The organism is Dorea acetigenes (genome assembly GCF_025567385.1).
In the GTDB taxonomy this organism is placed as follows: Bacteria; Bacillota; Clostridia; order Lachnospirales; family Lachnospiraceae; genus Claveliimonas; species Claveliimonas acetigenes.
The window spans coordinates 78,599-97,324 of the sequence record NZ_JAOQJU010000012.1 but is presented as its reverse complement, the minus strand read 5'-3'; the positions used below and the strand labels follow the sequence as shown (position 1 = coordinate 97,324).

Annotated in this window: 16 protein-coding genes and 1 pseudogene; 13 read left to right on the top strand and 4 right to left on the bottom strand. The window is 38.5% G+C overall.

Annotated elements, in window-relative coordinates:
• Positions 1 to 93: 93 nt before the first annotated feature.
• From OCV99_RS10900 to OCV99_RS10855, 10 genes are all read left to right on the top strand, one after another.
• Entirely contained in the window at positions 94 to 1,869 is a 1,776-nt protein-coding gene (locus OCV99_RS10900; RefSeq protein WP_158370543.1) for a S8 family peptidase, read from the top strand.
• Between the two features lie 252 nt (positions 1,870 to 2,121).
• On the top strand, positions 2,122 to 2,472 hold the full coding sequence (locus tag OCV99_RS10895) for a TnpV protein (RefSeq protein ID WP_158370541.1): 351 nt from the start codon (positions 2,122 to 2,124) through the stop codon (positions 2,470 to 2,472).
• Positions 2,473 to 2,576: 104 nt separating this feature from the next.
• Entirely contained in the window at positions 2,577 to 3,191 is a 615-nt protein-coding gene (locus OCV99_RS10890; protein ID WP_317248224.1) for a TetR/AcrR family transcriptional regulator, read from the top strand.
• A 128-nt stretch (positions 3,192 to 3,319) separates the two neighbouring features.
• Positions 3,320 to 4,645, top strand: a complete 1,326-nt coding sequence (locus OCV99_RS10885) for an MATE family efflux transporter (protein WP_158370538.1) — start codon at positions 3,320 to 3,322, stop codon at positions 4,643 to 4,645.
• Positions 4,646 to 4,735: 90 nt separating this feature from the next.
• Entirely contained in the window at positions 4,736 to 5,155 is a 420-nt protein-coding gene (locus tag OCV99_RS10880) for a winged helix-turn-helix domain-containing protein (protein ID WP_158370550.1), read from the top strand.
• A gap of 413 nt (positions 5,156 to 5,568) precedes the next feature.
• Complete coding sequence (locus OCV99_RS10875; RefSeq protein WP_158370536.1) at positions 5,569 to 6,690, top strand: DUF4062 domain-containing protein; 1,122 nt, start codon at positions 5,569 to 5,571, stop codon at positions 6,688 to 6,690.
• Between the two features lie 645 nt (positions 6,691 to 7,335).
• A complete protein-coding gene (locus tag OCV99_RS10870) occupies positions 7,336 to 7,596 on the top strand; it encodes a hypothetical protein (RefSeq protein ID WP_158370535.1) in 261 nt (86 codons plus the stop codon).
• 105 nt (positions 7,597 to 7,701) lie between these two features.
• Positions 7,702 to 9,378, top strand: coding sequence for a recombinase family protein (locus tag OCV99_RS10865; protein WP_158370533.1), 1,677 nt, complete (start codon positions 7,702 to 7,704; stop codon positions 9,376 to 9,378).
• Complete coding sequence (locus tag OCV99_RS10860) at positions 9,379 to 11,031, top strand: recombinase family protein (RefSeq protein ID WP_158370532.1); 1,653 nt, start codon at positions 9,379 to 9,381, stop codon at positions 11,029 to 11,031.
• The gene (locus OCV99_RS10855; protein WP_158370530.1) at positions 11,021 to 12,583 is read left to right on the top strand and encodes a recombinase family protein; all 1,563 of its coding nucleotides are present in this window, start codon (positions 11,021 to 11,023) and stop codon (positions 12,581 to 12,583) included. Before OCV99_RS10860 ends, OCV99_RS10855 begins: the two co-directional genes overlap by 11 nt.
• A 107-nt stretch (positions 12,584 to 12,690) precedes the next feature.
• Here OCV99_RS10855 and OCV99_RS10850 read toward each other — a convergent pair whose 3' ends face one another.
• Together OCV99_RS10850 and OCV99_RS10845 are read right to left on the bottom strand one after the other, a co-directional pair.
• Positions 12,691 to 12,918, bottom strand: a complete 228-nt coding sequence (locus tag OCV99_RS10850) for a DUF2188 domain-containing protein (protein WP_158370528.1) — start codon at positions 12,916 to 12,918, stop codon at positions 12,691 to 12,693.
• Positions 12,919 to 12,934: 16 nt separating this feature from the next.
• Positions 12,935 to 13,192 (bottom strand): hypothetical protein, encoded by a 258-nt coding sequence (locus OCV99_RS10845; RefSeq protein WP_158370527.1) that lies wholly within the window; start codon positions 13,190 to 13,192, stop codon positions 12,935 to 12,937.
• 374 nt (positions 13,193 to 13,566) lie between these two features.
• On the opposite strand from OCV99_RS10845, the gene OCV99_RS10840 reads away from it, so the two are divergent.
• Together OCV99_RS10840 and OCV99_RS10835 are read left to right on the top strand one after the other, a co-directional pair.
• Entirely contained in the window at positions 13,567 to 14,940 is a 1,374-nt protein-coding gene (locus OCV99_RS10840) for an AAA family ATPase (protein WP_158370525.1), read from the top strand.
• On the top strand, positions 14,933 to 15,823 hold the full coding sequence (locus tag OCV99_RS10835; RefSeq protein ID WP_158370524.1) for an RloB family protein: 891 nt from the start codon (positions 14,933 to 14,935) through the stop codon (positions 15,821 to 15,823). The genes OCV99_RS10840 and OCV99_RS10835 overlap by 8 nt, the downstream gene beginning before the upstream one ends.
• Before the next feature lie 335 nt (positions 15,824 to 16,158).
• Here the strand turns inward: OCV99_RS10835 and OCV99_RS10830 are convergent.
• Positions 16,159 to 16,494: pseudogene (locus OCV99_RS10830) on the bottom strand (Mu transposase domain-containing protein); the annotation flags it as partial.
• Positions 16,495 to 16,668: 174 nt separating this feature from the next.
• Between OCV99_RS10830 and OCV99_RS18380 the strand changes: the two are divergent.
• Complete coding sequence (locus tag OCV99_RS18380) at positions 16,669 to 16,719, top strand: hypothetical protein (protein WP_416810591.1); 51 nt, start codon at positions 16,669 to 16,671, stop codon at positions 16,717 to 16,719.
• Between the two features lie 55 nt (positions 16,720 to 16,774).
• Here OCV99_RS18380 and OCV99_RS10820 read toward each other — a convergent pair whose 3' ends face one another.
• Positions 16,775 to 18,331, bottom strand: coding sequence for a sigma 54-interacting transcriptional regulator (locus OCV99_RS10820; protein ID WP_158370523.1), 1,557 nt, complete (start codon positions 18,329 to 18,331; stop codon positions 16,775 to 16,777).
• Between the last annotated feature and the right edge of the window lie 395 nt (positions 18,332 to 18,726).

Genomic DNA, 18,726 nt, shown 5'->3' with positions numbered 1-18,726 from the left:
TGTTTAGAATTATCCTTCTGTCTAATCAAAAAAGAATAAGTCTGCAAGCTGTTTTCTTGCTTACAAACTTATTATACGAGGAGAGTAAAGACGATGGAAAGCCAGAAAGCTGAGAATCTGTTAAACCTGGCACTGGATGCTACGGAAGAAGAAAGAGAGAAGTCACTGGAATTGGATGTTGGATACGACCCTATTGACAGGGAGTGGGATTTGATTATTAAGTATTCCGGGGATTTAGCAGCGGTCAGGGAACTGACGGACAAGGTTGTGGAACTTTTGAATGAATATGCGGTTATAACCATTCGTGAATCTCTGATAGATCGTCTTGCGGCATTGCCGCAGGTGGAGTATATTGAGAAACCAAAGAGATTGTTTTTTCAGGTGGTAAATGGAAAGCGGGTGTCCTGTATAAATGAAGTGCAGGGCACCCCCTTTTCTTTATTCGGACAGGGGGTTCTGACGGCAGTCATTGACTCCGGAATTGATTATGCAAATGCAGATTTTCGTAATGCAGATGGAAGCACCCGGATTTTGAATCTGTGGGATCAGACAGCTGTGGCAGGGGAAAATGAATCAGAATCCTCCCGGGGAAATGAACCAGGACCGCCACGCGGGTATGTGCTGGGTGTGGAGTACACCAGGGAAAGGATTAACGAAGCCCTTGCGGCGCCGACGCAGGCTCAGAGAAGGGAGATTGTGCCCAGTGAGGATATATCGGGACATGGGACGGCAGTTGCCGGGATCGCAGCAGGAAACGGGCGGGCGAGCGGCGGTCTGTATGCAGGGGTTGCCCCGCAGAGTGAACTTGTGATTGTAAAGCTTGGAAATCCGAGGCAGGAAGGTTTCCCAAGAACGACAGAATTAATGCAGGGAGTGGATTATGTGATTCGCAAATCCCTGGAGTACCGTTTGCCGCTTGCAATCAACATCAGCTTTGGAAATACTTATGGATCACATGATGGGACTTCTCTTCTGGAGCGTTATCTGGATGATGCGGCGAATCTTGGAAGAGTATGCATTTGTGTGGGGGCGGGGAATGAAGGAAGGAGCGGCGGTCATACGTCCGGGATTTTGCGTTCAGGGGAAGAAGAAATCGTGGAGCTTGCAGTGCAGGAAAGGCAGACTTCATTAAATATTCAAATATGGAAGTCTTACACGGATGAGGCTGCTATATCACTGGTATCGCCTTCCGGCGTCCGGGTGGGGCCGATTCAGGAAATCCTGGGACCGCAGAGGTTTACGGTAGGGCAGACGGAAATCCTTATATATTATGGAGAACCCAGTCCATACAGTACAAATCAGGAAATATTTATTGATATGATTCCAAAAGACGCTTATATTGCATCCGGTATCTGGCAGATTGTTCTTGCCGCAGGGAAGGTCATAGACGGACGGTACGAAATGTGGCTTCCCAGTGAAAATGTATTAACTGCAGGAACTGCCTTCCGTAACCCGACACCCCGGAACACCATAACCATTCCATCCACTGCTTCCAGGGTAATCTCAGTGGGAGCTTATGATGCTCTGACCTTTACCTACGCAGATTTTTCAGGGCGGGGAGCTCCGGCGTCAGATGGATATGCAAGTCTTATTAAGCCGGATATTGCGGCGCCCGGGGTAAATATAACTACAGTGGCAGCCGGAGGCGGATACGCGGCTTTCACCGGAACTTCTTTTGCGACGCCATTTGTGACGGGAGCAGCGGCGCTTCTGATGGAGTGGGGGATTGTCCGGGGAAATGATAGTTATTTATTTGGGGAGAAAGTAAAGGCTTATTTTAGAAAAGGGGCAAGGCAGCTGCCGGGATTTGAGCGGTGGCCCAACAATCAGATGGGGTATGGGGAGGACGTTATAATAAGGTTACATTGATAGAAGCCAGTAAAATCAAGTGTTTCCGCTCATTTTCCCCAAAACAGAAACGAAACACTTTCCATGGATTCAGAGGAAAATCTGCCCGGGTTGGAATCGAAAATCCAGTTTGATGAGAGGTTTGTAGCAATGATGTAACATGAGTTGTCAGCAGAAAATCAAGCACGAACGAAGTGAGTATTTGATTTTGCCTGACAGTTCAACGAGAAACCAGAGGTTTTAAGTTGTATTATAACGAAGGAGGAGACACTATTGGAAATAACGTATAGACAAGTGGGCGATTATTTGCTGCCTGAATTGGAATTGCGTTCAGAGGAAATCAGAATCATAGGGAAATATGGTATGCTCAGAAGAACTTATCTAAAAGAGTATAAGCCAGGATGGTATCAGTCCATGATTCTTACTGGAAAGCTGGACAAACATTTAGCAGATGTGGAAGAACAGGCAACAATACGCTTTGAACAAATTGTGAAGCAAATGAAGAAAGCAGAAGGAGTGACAGAAGAACTAAAAAATGAGAATCAGTTTGTTTGGATACAGAAAATGAATAACATACAGGCTCGTGCGATGGAGATTATCGGGGAAGAGTTAATCTTCGTATAGGCAAATGAAATGTTGTGTAATCTCAATCATCTATTATTCCGAAAAAGGTATATTATCTAAAAATGAATGAATAAAATTCATTGACATTATTATACAAGTATGATATGTTGTACTTGGTAAGGACGGGAAAAGAGGTGATCGGATTTATGACCAGAATAACAAAAGCACCAGAAGAAAGAAGGCAGGAGATTATAGATACGGCAATGAAGGTCTTCTATGAGAAAGGTTATGAAAAAACATCCATTTCAGATATTGCGAGAGAAATGAATGTTGCTCAGGGACTTTGTTACCGCTATTTTTCATCAAAGGAAGAATTATTTGACACAGCATTAGATCAATATGCCGGGAGACAAGTGGAACAGATAAGCACTGTTTTGGATGAGCAAATGTCTCTGGCAGATATTATCGAAAAGATGCCAACCTTTGCAGAGGTGGAAAATGACAATAGCTATGCTCAAAAAATATGTCATGAGACAGGCAATTTGAAATTTCACAACCAACTGTCTTTAAAGATTTGTTCGAAACTGCAGCCTATCGTGTCAAATTTACTTGCTAAAGCAAATGAAAGAGGCGAAATTCATATACAAGATACGGAAACAGCAGCGTCCTTTTGCGTATATGGACAGTTGGGCATTTTGCTTAATCAGGAGCTTACACCTGAAGAACGAGAAGAACGTATTCGCATTTTTCTGTTAGAGTTAATTAAAGGTTTCTCTTAAGAACAGGCTTATGTTGTATATTGCATAGTAAATAGATTGACACATAAATTTATTTCCCTGCCATAGTGGTAGGGAGTTATTTTGAAACTTAAATGACTAATATTCATTCATTAAAGGAGGATAAAATAATGAATACAAAAATAGATTTCATAAATGGGAATACAAAAAGATGTTTGGCAGCAATGTTCTTGCCGATGATGGTAGCAATGTTTTTAAATATGGCATACAATCTTGTGGATAGCCTTTGGATTGGCAATTTATTAGGTGAAACAGCATATGCTGCATTGACGAATTCAACACCGATTATTCTAATTCTTAATTCCGTTGCAATGGGCGCAACGAATGGTGTGTCTATTCTTTTGTCACAGGCAATTGGCGCAAATGAAAAAGAGAAAACAGAGAAGATGATCATGACCTCGTTGACGGTAGCAATTATTTTTTCTTTTGGCGTAACGATTTTGCTTGAAGTGTTTTTGAAGCCAATTCTTGTTTTGTTACATACAACGGATGAAATTATGCAATCTGCCTATCAGTATCTGGCAATTTATGTTCTTGGGTATTTAGCAGTTTATCTGTATTGCTACTTTACAGCCGTTTTAAGAAGTTTTGGTAATAGTGTTTTTCAGGTAATTGCTATGTTGATTTGTACCCTACTGAACGCTGTTTTAGATCCGTTATTTATTCATTATCTTGGATTTAAAGGAGCTGCTATTGCGACTGTTGCATCTCAGTCCATATGTCTCATTTTTATGCTTGCGTATTTATATAAAAAACAGTTTTTTAAACTTCGCTTGTCTTATTTTGATCGGACATTAGTGGTGCCGTTTATCATAAAAGGGATTCCGTCAGCTTTTCAGCAAAGTATACCCGCAATCAGTACAAGCTTTCTTACGTCACTTGTCACAGGATTTGGAATCTCAGCTTTGGCAGCTTATGGAATAACAGGGAAGCTGGAGACAATTTTGTTCTATCCGGCAATGGCTTTGAATATGTCATTGACAAGTATTGTAGGCCAATGTGTAGGTGGCACCAGATATGACCGGGGCAAAGATTATATAAAATTAGCTTTAAAGTATGGTACCGTCATATTGATTATTTTTTCTGTTTTGATCGTGTGCTTTTCCAATCGGCTGTCATATTTATTTGTTGATAGCGAAGCAGCGGCGGAGATTGTAGACGTATATTTTAAGATCGTTGGCATTGGATATGTTTTAAATACAGTTACGAATTGTTTTTTAGGAAGTTTAAATGGTATGGGGAAACCATCAAAAAGTATGCTCTGCATGGTATTGTACTATTTGATTATTCGTATGCCCCTTGCATGGGTACTGTCAAATTCATTACATGGATTAAACGGCATTTGGATTGCAGTTCTCATAAGTCATGTGATTGCGGCGGCTGCAGCAACAGTTGTGGCAAATCGTGAACTATGCAAACAGGAAAAGCGGAATTGATTTCCGGGAGAATGTCTGAGTTGACTGGTAGATTGAATGCGATACTTTTTTAGGACTGGTCAATAAGTAAAGAAGGGGAATAGATTGGATGTGGATATTATACTGGTTAAGATGGAAAAGGATAGTGAAGATTTTTGCAGAAGGTTAATAGAATTGGCAATGGAATATGGTTACACTACTCAAGAGGAAATCTATAAGACCAATAATATTTTTGTTGGTGATTTAGTGATTATACCGTCAAAGCGTCAGGTACTTGTGAATGATAAAGAAGTATTTTTTACAAGTAAAGAGTTTGATATTCTGGAACTTCTTGCAGCAAACAGGGGACAGGTATTTAGCAAGGGGCAAATCTACGATAGAGTGTGGGAAGCGTGTTACGTTGCAGATGATCGCAATATCACAGCCTATATTAACAAAATCCGTAAGAAAATCGAGCCGGATCAGTCCAGACCAATTTATATTCAGACGGTATGGGGTGTAGGATATAAATTCAATGAGAAGATAAAATAAGGTATGAATGGTTCCAAACGTGTCGAAACAACATGTCTGGACGTGTAAAATGACATCTCTAGACATGTTAAAACGACACGCTAATAATACTGATAGAATAATACTGGGTAAGAGTGAGATATATCGAATCTATCTATCAGATAAATGATCGGATGTGAATGAGATATATTAAAAATCTGATTTTTTATGTATACTTCGCGGATGAACCCAGATAAGGAGAGAACGAAAACATATGCTATTACAGAATTGACATTTTTTCGGCACACGTGCTTGTGCTTCCTGTGGCGGCAATGTATAATTACATCCAGATACATTGGTAAATCAGTGTTTGTAGAATTGGTAAATTCCGACTTTCCAGGCAATTGATTATACTGTGAAATAATAAAAGATAAATATGCGAGGAGAATATTGATATGGAGAATAGACGAAAGTTTTCTATTTTTATAAGCTCTACCTATGAAGACCTTAAAGAAGAAAGACAGGCATTGGTAGGTGTAGCACTAGAGAATAATCTCATCCCTGTAGGAATGGAGCAATTTCATGCTGCTCCTACAAGCCAATGGAATGTTATAACAAAGATGATTGATGAGTGCGATTTTTACCTTCTTGTTATTGGAGGCCGGTATGGAGCAACCGATGAAGAAACTGGTATAAGTTACACGGAGAAAGAATACAATTATGCAAAAACTAAGGGACTACCAGTGCTTGTATTGATTAAGCGATCTTCAGCTATTGCTGAAAGTCAAAAGGATACTGGAGACGGAAAATATGATAAAATGAAAAGACTTGATGAGTTCAGAGAAAGAGTTAAAAATGATAAAAATACAGTTGACTTTTTCACGGATCTAAACTGTTTAAAATATGTGGCATCACCGACATTTAGGAATGCCATTAATTATGCTGATGATAATGCTGGATGGGTTCGATATCGAGATATAGTAGATGTAATCAATGAAGAGGCAGAAGGACGGAATAAGGCCAATGTTGAGCTTGTGGAGCATCAACAGAAAATGTTAGAAGATATGAAAGAGATGTTTTCTCAATTTGGCAGTAGACTCACTGAGTTAGAGAGTAACCAGTTAACCTGGGAGGAAATTCCCACAGCAACGAATGAAGATATTAATAAATTGTTTCGGGATGAAAATAAGACATTAAATATTGGAAATCCAGAGGGAGATAAATCAGTTGTAGGTCAAGATGATGTTGGCAACATTCCTGTGGAATCGGCTTTTCTGTTAGTGTATGCAGCTGATGGGGATGGTCAAATCATAAAGATACAGACACTTAGCTCTCCTACTCAGATTTTTACATCGGGTAAGCAGTTTATGGCTGATAACTCAAAAAGAGAATCAGCAAGATGGATAGAGGCGTTAGACCGACTTATAGAATGGGGATGGGTTAAAGCTGTAGGGTATAAAGGCGAAATATTTGAATTGACAGGAACTGGTTACAGTAAAGCAGATTGGTTGAAGGATGGTATGGGAATTGATACTTCAAAAGACCCACTTGACGAGTTAAAAGAGTTTGAAGGTTGATATTTTTGTATACATAAGGTACCCTCAACTTCTAGTTTGTCGAGCTGATTGATTGTTCGCAGGAATAGCGAGCATTGGATCGTGTCAGCTACAATCCAAATATATATCCGAGAGTTGTGTGGACTTTAAAGTATTTTTCTCTATCGGGATTCATCTATAAATTAAAAATTACAAACGGAAATTGAAAGCAAACAGTATTTGTCAACTGGACAGATGCTGTTTGCTTTTATGTTATTGTATGCAACAAAGCTGCCAGTGGCAGGTCTCCTGTATGTATAAAATATCGCCTATGAAATATGGTGCTGCGCCCACATGATTTTGTGGAAGCCAAAGGACATAATCCTATTGTGTAGTTACCGAGGGTATGGGGCGCTGGATGCTCCATCAAGAGTTGCCAAGTATGCAAAAATCCATGAAATGGAGTTTTTGTATTACATAGGCGAATCTTGCCCTGGAAATATTGTGGTATTTAAAACAATTAGGGGAGATCTTTAAAAATATTTGTTCACCAGAGAATTTCACCAGCTTGTTTTTCTCTTTGCGTCAGTTTGTGTAAGTGAGGGAGTAAAAATCCGCTGCACATTGACAACTAAAAGGAATAGGACGACTTGTGCGAAGAATATGTTGGAACAGAGGTGAGAGACAATGGCAAGTAATTTGGGTGCAGAACCAGAGGAAGTGGTAGAGAATTTACAAGCAGAGGGTCTGAAAGCGATTGATGAATTGTATCCGATTATGAGTCAGGACATTTCTGATAAAATTTGTGAATTTGTAAAAAAGTCCGGTAATGAGCCTTATGTTCATGTAAATGAAGGATATGTGGTTGTAGTTAAAATGACAGGGGAAGTGGATGCAACAGATGCGTTAATGGATTATCTGAGAAAAAGGACGGAGTTGATGTATTAATGTCTTGTAAAGCGACAAAAGTTATGTTAAGCTGGAGTCAGGGAAAATGAACGGATTACATGGTTTCTGACTTCTATCAATGAATATGGGTTAGGAGCGATGTAAATGAAGCAAAATCAATGGAAGGAGTCATGCACATACGATGCTGCATTATATCTTCGATTGTCGAGAGACGATGAAGATATTGATGGAAGTGCCAAGACGGAAAGTAACAGCATCAGTAGTCAGCGGGAATTACTTCGGAACTTTGTAAAGAGTCAAACGGATATCCAAATATTTGATATCTATGTGGATGATGGTTACTCTGGAAGTAATTTTGACCGACCTGAATTTAAACGAATGACAACTGATATTGAATCTGGGAAAGTGAATTGCGTAATTGTAAAAGACTTATCCAGATTCGGAAGAGAGTATATAGAAGCCGGGCGATTTATTCAAAAAATCTACCCGGCTTTAAATGTGCGCTTTATTGCGGTTACAGATCATTTTGACAGCAAGACGGCAGATACTTCTGAAAAATCTCTCGTGGTTCCTATTAAGAATTTTGTGAATGATAGTTATTGCCGGGATATTTCTACCAAGGTAAGAAGCTATCAGCAGATGAAACGGGAAAATGGAGAATTTATCGGAGCATTTGCTCCTTATGGTTACCAGAAAGATATACAGAATAAAAACTGCCTTGTAGTTGATGAATATGCGGCAAATGTGATCCGAAAAATCTATGTGTGGAAAATTGAAGGATTAAGTCTGGGGGCAATCGCTGAAAAGCTGAATACACGTCATATATTACCGCCGAAAGAGTATAAAAAGTCATTGGGAGAAAACTATAATTCCGGATTTCAGAGCACAGAATTTCCAAAATGGTCTGCTGTGCAGATTAAGCGTATTCTCACGAATGAGGTTTATATTGGAAATATGGTACAGGGAAAACAGGAACGTATCAGCTACAAAGTAAAAAAACGTCTGGATAAGCCGAAAAATGAATGGGTAAGGGTGGAGAATACACATCCGGCAGTTATTCGCCAGAGTGATTTTGATATTGTGCAGAAACTTCTTCAATATGATGGAAGAGCTTCAAAATCATTGAAAAGAGCCAATTTATTTTCCGGTTTTCTTTTTTGCGGAGATTGTAAGACACCCATGATTCGAAGAGTGAATCAGTATAAAGGAAAGAAAAAAGCTTTTTATATTTGTCAGACAAAAAATAAAGGTGGAAATTGTACCAGACACAGCATTCTGGAAGAAACGTTGAAAACCATTGTATTGAAAGAGATTCAGACGTATTCTTCTCTTTTTATGGATTATCAAATGATAATGGAAGAAATGAAAGAGATGGAAATTAGATATGATCAGGTCATTCACTATGATACGCAGATCAGTCGCCTGCAGGAAGAATACAATAAGTGCTACGCACTAAGGGTGTCGTTATATGATGACTTGAAAGCCGGAATTATAAACAAAGAAGAATTTCAGGAATTCCGTGACATTTATGGTAAGAAATGTGAAGGACTGGAAATGATGATTGAAAATCAGAAGCAGATGGTAAAACAGATGTTTGAAGATGGGGTTGCTGCTACCATTCAGCTGGAGGAGTGGAAAAAATCGTTAGAGCTGAAAGAATTAGACCGGATGCTTCTGGCACTGGCGGTAGATAAAATCTATATATATGAAAACAAACGGATTATGATTGTACTTCGTTATCAGGATATGATAGAGAAGATGAAAGTGATTAAGAACTTTTTTGAAGAACAGCAGACCGATAAAGGGAAAGAGGTTGGATAAATGGCAAGAACAGCAAAACGATATCTGAATGGACGAAAGTTGGAATACCCACGGTTGTCAGTCTATAAAACAGCTATTTATGCCAGATTATCCGTGGATCATGATGATAAAAAATCAGAATCGATTGAAACACAGGTGGAAATGTTGAAAGAATTTATTCGGCATCAGAATGAAAATGCCGACAGAAATTCAGAACTTGTGCTGTATGATGTTTATACAGATCTTGGAAAAACGGGGACAAATTTCGAAAGACCTGGTTTTGAAAGGTTGATGAGTGATATTCGTGCAGGACAAATTAACTGTATTATTGTCAAAGATTTTTCCAGATTTGGAAGAAACTATATTGAAACTGGAGATTATCTGGAGAAGATTTTTCCATTTTTGAAAGTACGGTTTATTTCTGTGTGTGACCATTACGATTCTTTTGCAAAAGATGCTGACAGTCAGGAATTATCTATGAATATCAAAAACCTTGTTAATGATGCATATGCAAAAGATATTTCTGCAAAATGCTGTGCTTCCAAACGGGCTTGCCAAAAGAATGGGAGTTATGTAGGAGGTATGGCTCCTTATGGATATCATTCTGTAAATGAAAACGGAATCCGAAAACTTGTCATTGATCCGGAAACTGCAGAAATTGTGCGAAGAATATTTGAACAATATACAGACGGTATGCCTATCAATCGGATTATTGACGGGCTTTTTGAGAATGGTGTTCATCGGATATCCGATTATAACCGATATCATCATGTGTACTGCCAGGATGGAGAAGTGCTTCATCAATGGGGAAATTCTTCTATCCGGGCGGTGCTTACCAGAAATAATTATTATGGAGATCTGGTACAGCATAAGTATAAATCCCGGTTTTCTAGAGGAGAGAAATGGTGTGATCTTGTGGATGAAAGGGAGTGGATTATCTCTCCCGAAGCGCATGAGCCGATTATCAGCAGAGATATGTTTGATAAGGCACAAATCCGGCTAAAGGCTGCGAAAGAAGCAAGAAGCTATGTCGGATGGGATAAAAAAGACAGGGCATTCTATAATGTGTTTTACTGTGGTGATTGTGGGAGAAAAATGACGACGTGTAGAGCCAGAGAGCATGTGGAGTATTTTTGTCAGGCAAGCCGTTATAAGGATGAAAGAAGGTGCCAGACAAAGAATATTTCCGAAGATAAGCTGCAAAAAATTGTCCGTTCCGAGCTTTCAAGACAGTTGCAGTTTTTGAAAATAAAGAAAAAGGATATGACCGCAATCAGCAGATCAGTCCTGGAAGACCAGCTTGCTATTATTCGCAAAGAACTGGATAAAATGGAAACAGATTATCAGAAGATATCAGATCAATCGTTTCAGAGTTTTCTGATGTATAAGGAAGGAAAGGTTTCTTTACGAGCATACCTTGATGCCAAAAAAGAATGCAGCGAATGGGAAACATTTTTCCAAGGACGAAGAAAGACGTTGGAACAGAAAATACATATGCTGCAGAAACAGCAGAAAGAAGAGGCAAAATTCCTTAGAAGTCTGTTGGAACTGGAAGGAACTTCCCGACTGAACGCTGAACTGGTTGAAGCATTGATAGAGCGCATCTCGCTGTACGGAGATGGACATTTGGAAATCGTTTTTAAATTTCAGGGGGTGATGGCAGATGACAGATAACAGATTGCTCATCGGGTATTACCGTCTTTCTATGGAAGACGATACAGACAATGAAAGTAACAGTATCACAAATCAGAGGTTGTTAATCAAAGATTACATTTCAGCGATTCCGGAACTGTTAGCTATGCCCTATCAAGAATTTTATGATGATGGATATTCCGGTGCCAGCATGGAACGACCTGCAATGCAGCAGGTACTGCAGCTTGTCAGACAAAATCGGGTGCAGTGCATTGTGGTAAAGGACTTTTCCAGATTTTCCAGAAATTATATTGAAATGGGAACATATCTGGAACAGGTTTTTCCCTTTATGGGTATCCGTTTTATTTCAGTCTCGGACCATTACGATTCTCTGGATTATAGAGGGAAAAGCTCTGATATTGAAGTCCAGTTCAAAGGGTTGATTGCAGATTTTTATGTAAAAGATCAGTCAGTGAAAGTGAAAGCCGCCGTCAGTACCAGAAGAAATCTGGGTGAATACTGCTGTGGCTCTGCCCCATATGGTTACCGAAGAAATCCAGATGATAAGACAAAACTTCAAATTGTGGAAGATGAAGCAAAGGTAATACGGAGAGTATTTGAATTGACAAATCAACGTTATTCTAAAACAGAAATCTGTCGGGTTTTTAATGTGGAAAGTATTCCTACACCGCTTCAGTCTATGAGCAGCCGCCAGAAAGTGGATCGCCGGAAAGCGGCATCGAAAGACCTTCAATGGACGGCTGATATGGTCAGGAAAATCATTAATGATAAAAACTATATTGGATGCATGGTTTACGGAAAAACGAAGATTCCGGATCCGGGAACCGGAAAGGAAGTTCCCATTCCAAAAGACCAGTGGAAAGTGCTGGAAAACCATCATGAACCAATTGTATCAAAAGAAGAATTTGAGAAAGCCCAGAGTCTTCAACTGCGCCATTCCAGAAAAAGCAAATTTGCTAAGAGTACTTCTATCTTCAGTGGATTTCTGAAATGCGGAAACTGTGGAAGAAATCTTTCAGGGAGCAAGGAACAGCATGGACATATACTTTACAGTTGCGCATACAGCAAAGGGAAAGAAGATACAGGCTGTTTTGCCGGAAAAGCAGATAACAAAATTTTGGAGGTCTTTATTCTAAGTGAAATAAAAGCACATTTACAGGAAATGATCAGTCAGGAACAGATGGATGCTTCCTTGCGTCAGAAATATCAGAATCTGATACGGACGTATCAGGGCGAAATCACTGATTGTAAAGAAAAACAGGCGCAGCTCAAAAGACAACACCTACAGAATTACGAAGAGTTCCATGAAGGTAAACTGGATCAAAAGCAGTTTCAGGATGCCAGAGGGCAGATAGAACTGGCAAAAGAACAGTTACAGAAACGAATTCAGGAATTAGAAGCTCTTGTAAGAAATGAGGAAGAGGTCCTGCTGAAAAAGAATATTCCGGTGGAACAGATGGTAGAATATCTCGGTTATGAGAAGCTGGCACGGGAGATGTTGGAGGAGTATGTAGAAGGAGTGTATGTGCATGATGATGGGAGGATGGAAACGAAGTGGAAAGACAAAATGTAATTTAATAGCTGAATTTGTGGTTAGGGTAGTAATACAATAAATTAAAAAAATATTAAAAAGCGATACTGAACAAATTCAATATCGCTTTTTGACTTAAAGTGATTTAGTTAGAAACGAGTGTCTTTTGGGGGACAAGGGTCATTTCCATAACTGTCTTTATCACGAATGCGACCGTGGCGGTCATGGATGATTAATTCTGATTGCTGTCGCATTGCAATATCTTTGCCGTATTCAATCGCTTCTTTTTGCGTATTGAAAGTTTTGGTTGCACGGTCTGCATTTTCACGTTTTACTTGCCATTGCCCATTATTGGGAACTACATGTTGGTTTGCCATAGTATTGTCCTTTCTATCAATTAACAGTATAGTGTTTCCAAGGAATTCTGGATGGATGTATATGGGAAAGAAACTTTACGATATCTCTCCGACCATCATAGGTGGGAATGCCTCGGCTATTTTGTGCCATAAGAATTGTTGGAACATATCCGAAATATTGAGAAAAATTTTGACGGATTGATTCTTTGTCTGCACTGGTAAGGACGCTAGGCTTAACAATAACTATTGCAAAAGTGACGCCTTGTTCTTTAATGAGAGCTCCATCGAATGACATGGGTGAGTTCCTCCTTTCTCAAAAATTGGGAAAGGTAAAATGCTATTAAAATCAGCACATTTCTGTTGAACTCTCTGCGAATATATGTTATGATTCAAGTGCTATGTTGAATTTGTATATTGCAGATTCAGAATGAAAGGTGGTCGAGAGGCCATCTTTTTTTACCTTTATCTATTAGCACTTTATAAAAAAGAGTGCTAACCCCTGTGAATACAAGATATCATAAGTTAAATGTAAAGTCAATAGAAAAAGAGAAAAAATCACATGAAATTACTAAATAAATAAAAACTTGAAAAGAAAAAGCATTGACAAAAGAGAATAAATCACAATATAATAACCATAATATAAATAAAAATGAAAGTGAGTAGAAAAATATGTTTATAGGATTTTCTGTAAGTAATTTCTTATCTTTTAAGGATCCACAGACTATGTCTATGATGGCATCAAAAGTTGCTAGACATAAAGAACATATTTTAAGTGGAAATGGAAAAAAGATTTTAAAAACGGGACTTATTTATGGCGCAAATGCGGGTGGTAAGAGCAATTTTATTAAAGCAATTGATTATTCTAGAGATATAATATTAGACGGTCTTGAGGAAGTAGACTTAAACAGGAAATATTTTAGGATTAGTAGTGATGGATATAAGCAGCCAGGAGTATTTGAGTATAGATTAATTACACAATCGAGAAAAGAGTATTCCTATGGAATTGCAATTTCGTATGCAACAAAAGAAATTCTTTCAGAGTGGCTTGTACGAATTGAAAAAAATGGTTCCGAAACTTGTATTTTTAATAGAGATATTGATGAAAAAGGCATTAATTTTACTTTTAGCGAAGTAAAGCATAGAAGTGAAGCGGAAAAAATAAAGTGGGAAATATTTCTAGATGTATTCGGAAAAAACATATCACCATCTATGAAGAAAAAAAGTGTTTTAAGTGATGTTGCGGAAAGAAGTAACGAAAACAGTGGAGTCCTCAGAGAAATTAGGGATGTTTATGAGTGGTTTCAAAGTATTATTATTTTGTTCCCAACAAGCCAATATAGTGGTTTAAATCAATTGGTTGAAAAGGAAGAAATACGAGTGTTTTTTTCTGGCATATTAAAATATTTTGATACAGGTATTGAATCAGTTGAGTCTAAGCTGGGAGAAATGGAATTTGATAGAATTTTTGAAGGTATTCCTAAGGAACATGCAGAAAAATTAAAAATTAGAATCTCTAATGATATAGAAGATGATCCTGTTATGTTTAAAGTGAACAATCAAGTGTATTCTTTGCGAAAAGATGAGGAAGGTAATATCATTACAACAAAAATGATGCAAAATCACGGAAATGCACAAGATCTTTTTGAATATGCGGACGAATCGGATGGAACTCAAAGATTGTTTGATTTGATACCATTATTTTATGAACATCAAGGAAATAGGGTTATTTTTATAGATGAAATCGATAGAAGCCTTCACACCAATCTTACTAGAAGATTTCTAGAACTTTTTTATACTCTTACAGAAGAAGCGGATTGTCAAATAATTGCAACAACACATGATTCAAATTTATTGGATTTGGATTTGGTTAGACAAGATGAGATATGGTTTATAAAACGATTAGAAGATCATAGTTCTCAAATTTATTCTCTGAATCGGTACAAAGAACGATATGATAAAAAAATTGATAAAGAATACTTATTAGGACGTTATGATGCTGTACCGGTATTTGATGAAGAGATTTGGGAGGAAATGAATGATTAATCGTTATAGGCTTACATCTACAGTATACGATCGAGAAGATGAAAAACAAAAAATTCTACCGGAAAAAAGAATTTTTTTATCTGTAGAGGGAAATGCCACAGAGAAAGAATACTTTGATGGTGTGTCAAAAAACAGAGAAAAGATTGGAATAAATGCAAAGGTGGATGTAGAGGTTTTACGGAGAGGAAAGAAAGATACCAATAGTGCACCGCAGCAGGTCCTTGAACTCTTGGAAGAGTATATCAGGCTTCGTGAACAGAATGAGGATGATATTTTGAAAGAGATATCTGAACAATTTAAAGAGCAATATAGCTTAGAGTTTATAAAGAAATATTTAGAAAATCCAAGTCAAATTCCTAAAAAACAACGGAACTTATTTGTTACGGAACTTAAAAAGATTGGTTATGATATCAACTACAGGAAATATTTGAGAAAGTATAATAAAGAATTGGATGAATTTGCGGTGTTAATAGATAGAGATACACAAACGCATTCAGAAGCCAATATGGTTGATTGTATAAAGCATTGTAGAGATAATGGGTACAAATGTTATATTGCAAATCCTTGTTTCGAGTTTTGGTTGTTAATGCACTTGGCAGATATATTTCAAGAATTTGGAGAAGAATTAGAGATAATAAAACAAAATCCCAAAGTCTCGGAACAGCATACATTTGTGAGTAAAGCTGTATCTGAAAGAGGACATCATGGAAAAAGTGGTATTAGGTTTGTCAAACAGTACATGCCCAATATTGATCGAGCGATTGAACAAGCAAAAAAATTTGCATCAAATGAAGATGAACTGATAGATAATATTGGTTGCAATCTATGGAAATTAATGGAAGAATTGAAGAAATATGGGAAAGATGAATGCGGTGATCAATAATTGATTTATAACATTGACGTAACATCCTCCCACCCATCTTGTAACAATAATATAACATCCTCTATCCAGAAACATGCGGTTTTCAGCCATTTTCATGGCAAAAAAGCCGCATATTTTTTGTGGCAATAACTTGACATCCCCGGGGGCGCTGTGCGTGAGGAATAGTCTGCCGGAAGTTTAAAGGATATATAGGAACGCCAGAGCTACTTTTGGATGTTGCTACAGCACGAACGGATCGAAGCTTGCTGAGTATGAATTTCCCGATTACGCGGCATTATTTTTCGACTAATAATTACTTAATAGGTGCGAAAAAAAGAAACAGAATTTGGCTGCTTAATTGCAATGTACGTATTTATACCAATCCGCTCAGCCCACTTACGGAAGCAGTCACCGTTCCACTCCAGATATTTCTGGTGGTCTTCAGGCATATGCTCTGTGATTGTACTGTATTGCCCAGAGCGTCCTTTCAGACGTCGATGGGAAGCAATGCAGTTATGGTTGTAGAAAATTTCAATCGTGGTATCTATTACCTTCACATCAACTTTCTTTTTGATGTATTCATACGGAACGGTGTATTCATACGGAACGGAGTATAGCATTCCGTCCACAGATATGTTTCCTACCGTTCCTTCAGCATTCGACTTATCCTTGGGAGCCCTGACACGCGCTGGACAGGTGATGGATTTCACCCCGGATTATTCAGCTAGCGGCTACTTTTGAAAATGATACGGTTTGGTTGTATTTTTTAAAGAAGGTGAACTAGGTAAAAATGCAGTGCGGGCAAAATTTGCCTACACTGCTTCTGATGGGAAAAATATGAGGTTGATTTTTATAATTTAGATGTAATTATTTCTGTTGGTTATCGTGTAAAGTCTTTGCGAGGTACAAGCTCTTAATCATGAAATCAGCCCCTCAAAGATTGGGGGCAGATCATTGGGTCTGTGGCTATGATTACCTGTTTCTATTTTTATAATCCGAATTTTCATCGAATCGATAAGTCTGGTCAATACCATACTCCTTTAGTTTGCGGTACAAAGTAGCGGTACTGATACCCAATTCTGCAGCTACATGAGACTTAGATTTAGAGTGACCGCCGAGTTCATTAAGAGCCTGGATAATCAGTCTTTTTTCTGCTTCCTTTAAATTATAGTCATGCCTGTGATTTCCGCCGGTAAGTTTCTTTAAGATGGCCGCTGGCAGGTGGGCCGGAGTCAGTTCGCCTTCATCTATCTCGGCCCTTTCCACAATATATGTTACGGTATTTTCTACCTCCCGTATGTTTCCGATCCAACGATATTCCAAAAAGAGAGTGCATATTTCCGAACCGAATGACAGATTCTTGTGGGTACGTTTGTTAGCCTTTTCCAGATAATGTTTGGCGAACAGAAGTACATCCTGGTCTCTCAGCCGAAGCGGTGGTATTATGATAGCATTGTTTTCCAATGCATAATAAAGTTCAGGGTAAAAATCGCCGGATTCCCTCAGTTGGTCCAACGGCTTGGAAGTTCCGCAAATGACCCGGTTGTTGCAATTACGGCTATTCTCAATAATCTTACAAAGTATGCGCTGATTTTCCATACCAAGTTGACTGACTTCGTCAATGTACAGTGTATTTCCCTCTAAAATATCATTTTTTACGGCCTGTTCACCAGAAAGATACTCATTGTTCTGAAAAACGCTCTTTTCCACTAACTCCCGCACTGTTCCTGCGTGGGCGATTTGAACAAACTGATTCTTTCGAAGTGTTCCTTCATTGTGAATTGCACGGGCAAACATTTCCTTGCCACAGCCGATCTCTCCGACCAGAAGAACCGGGGTTAGAGAGTAGGATATTTCCCGGCATTGTTCTACCGCTTGATGAAAAGCAGGGCTGTCGCCGATGAGCGTTTTAAAAGAATAAGGCGTTTTTGACCATGTCGGTGCCAAATCTCCATGAAGTCCACGAATGTCATAAAAAACAAGAATTGTGTTAGACTTCTCCTGGTCCACCGCATCCACCTCGAAAGTATGACCCGTAAGGCGCATCTTAGTCTCTCGGATGCATACCTGATATTCCTTTAACTCTCCTTTTTCAGTTTTTAAAGGATGGACGGAAAATTGCCGGATTCGTGTCAGATAGCGGATTTGAGGCAAACGATAACCTAATACCTTGGCACAACGGTCATTGATAAACTGAACTTCATTGTTCTCATCCAAAATCATTACACCATCATTAATCACATTAATAAGTTTGTCCTGAAGAGCTATATGATAGGAGCGAAGAAGTTTATCCTGCCGTTCCCGGATTGTCAATGTAATTAAATCGCATATTGTACACATAAACATTGCAAATTGTTTTTCTCTGCGGAACAGGTCAGCTTCGGCCTCTTTTGTGCGTGCAGTAATATGGATAACGCCATATATCTCATTCTCGTAAAACAACGGGAAACACATGCCGCAAAACTGTGGGCATATCTTCTGGTTAATACATCCCTGGCAGGTTTCTTCATCTATAGGATTTTTGGCCATGATGTACTTTTTTTTCCCATAACCTTTTTAGATAATCGGCCACTGGTTAGTTTTTTACCAATTCTTCGGTTGTTCTTTCCTGTGCCCGCTATCCGAATTAAATTTGAGTCGCAAATATCTACATCTACGTCAAAAATAGAACAAATCATCAGAATATATTGTTCAATCTGTGGCTGGATGCCGTCAAATAGCGAAGTCATTTTGTCACTCCTTATTCTTTTTTTACTTTTATATCACAAATGTTTTGCTTTATCCAGTGTTTTTCTCATTTTGAGAATGAAATTTTAATTTGAATCACTTATCTTCATCACGGATTATTTATTTCGCTATATTTGAGACTTATATTGCGATTCTTTGGGAGGATTATTATTATAATGATATCAAAACAATTTTAT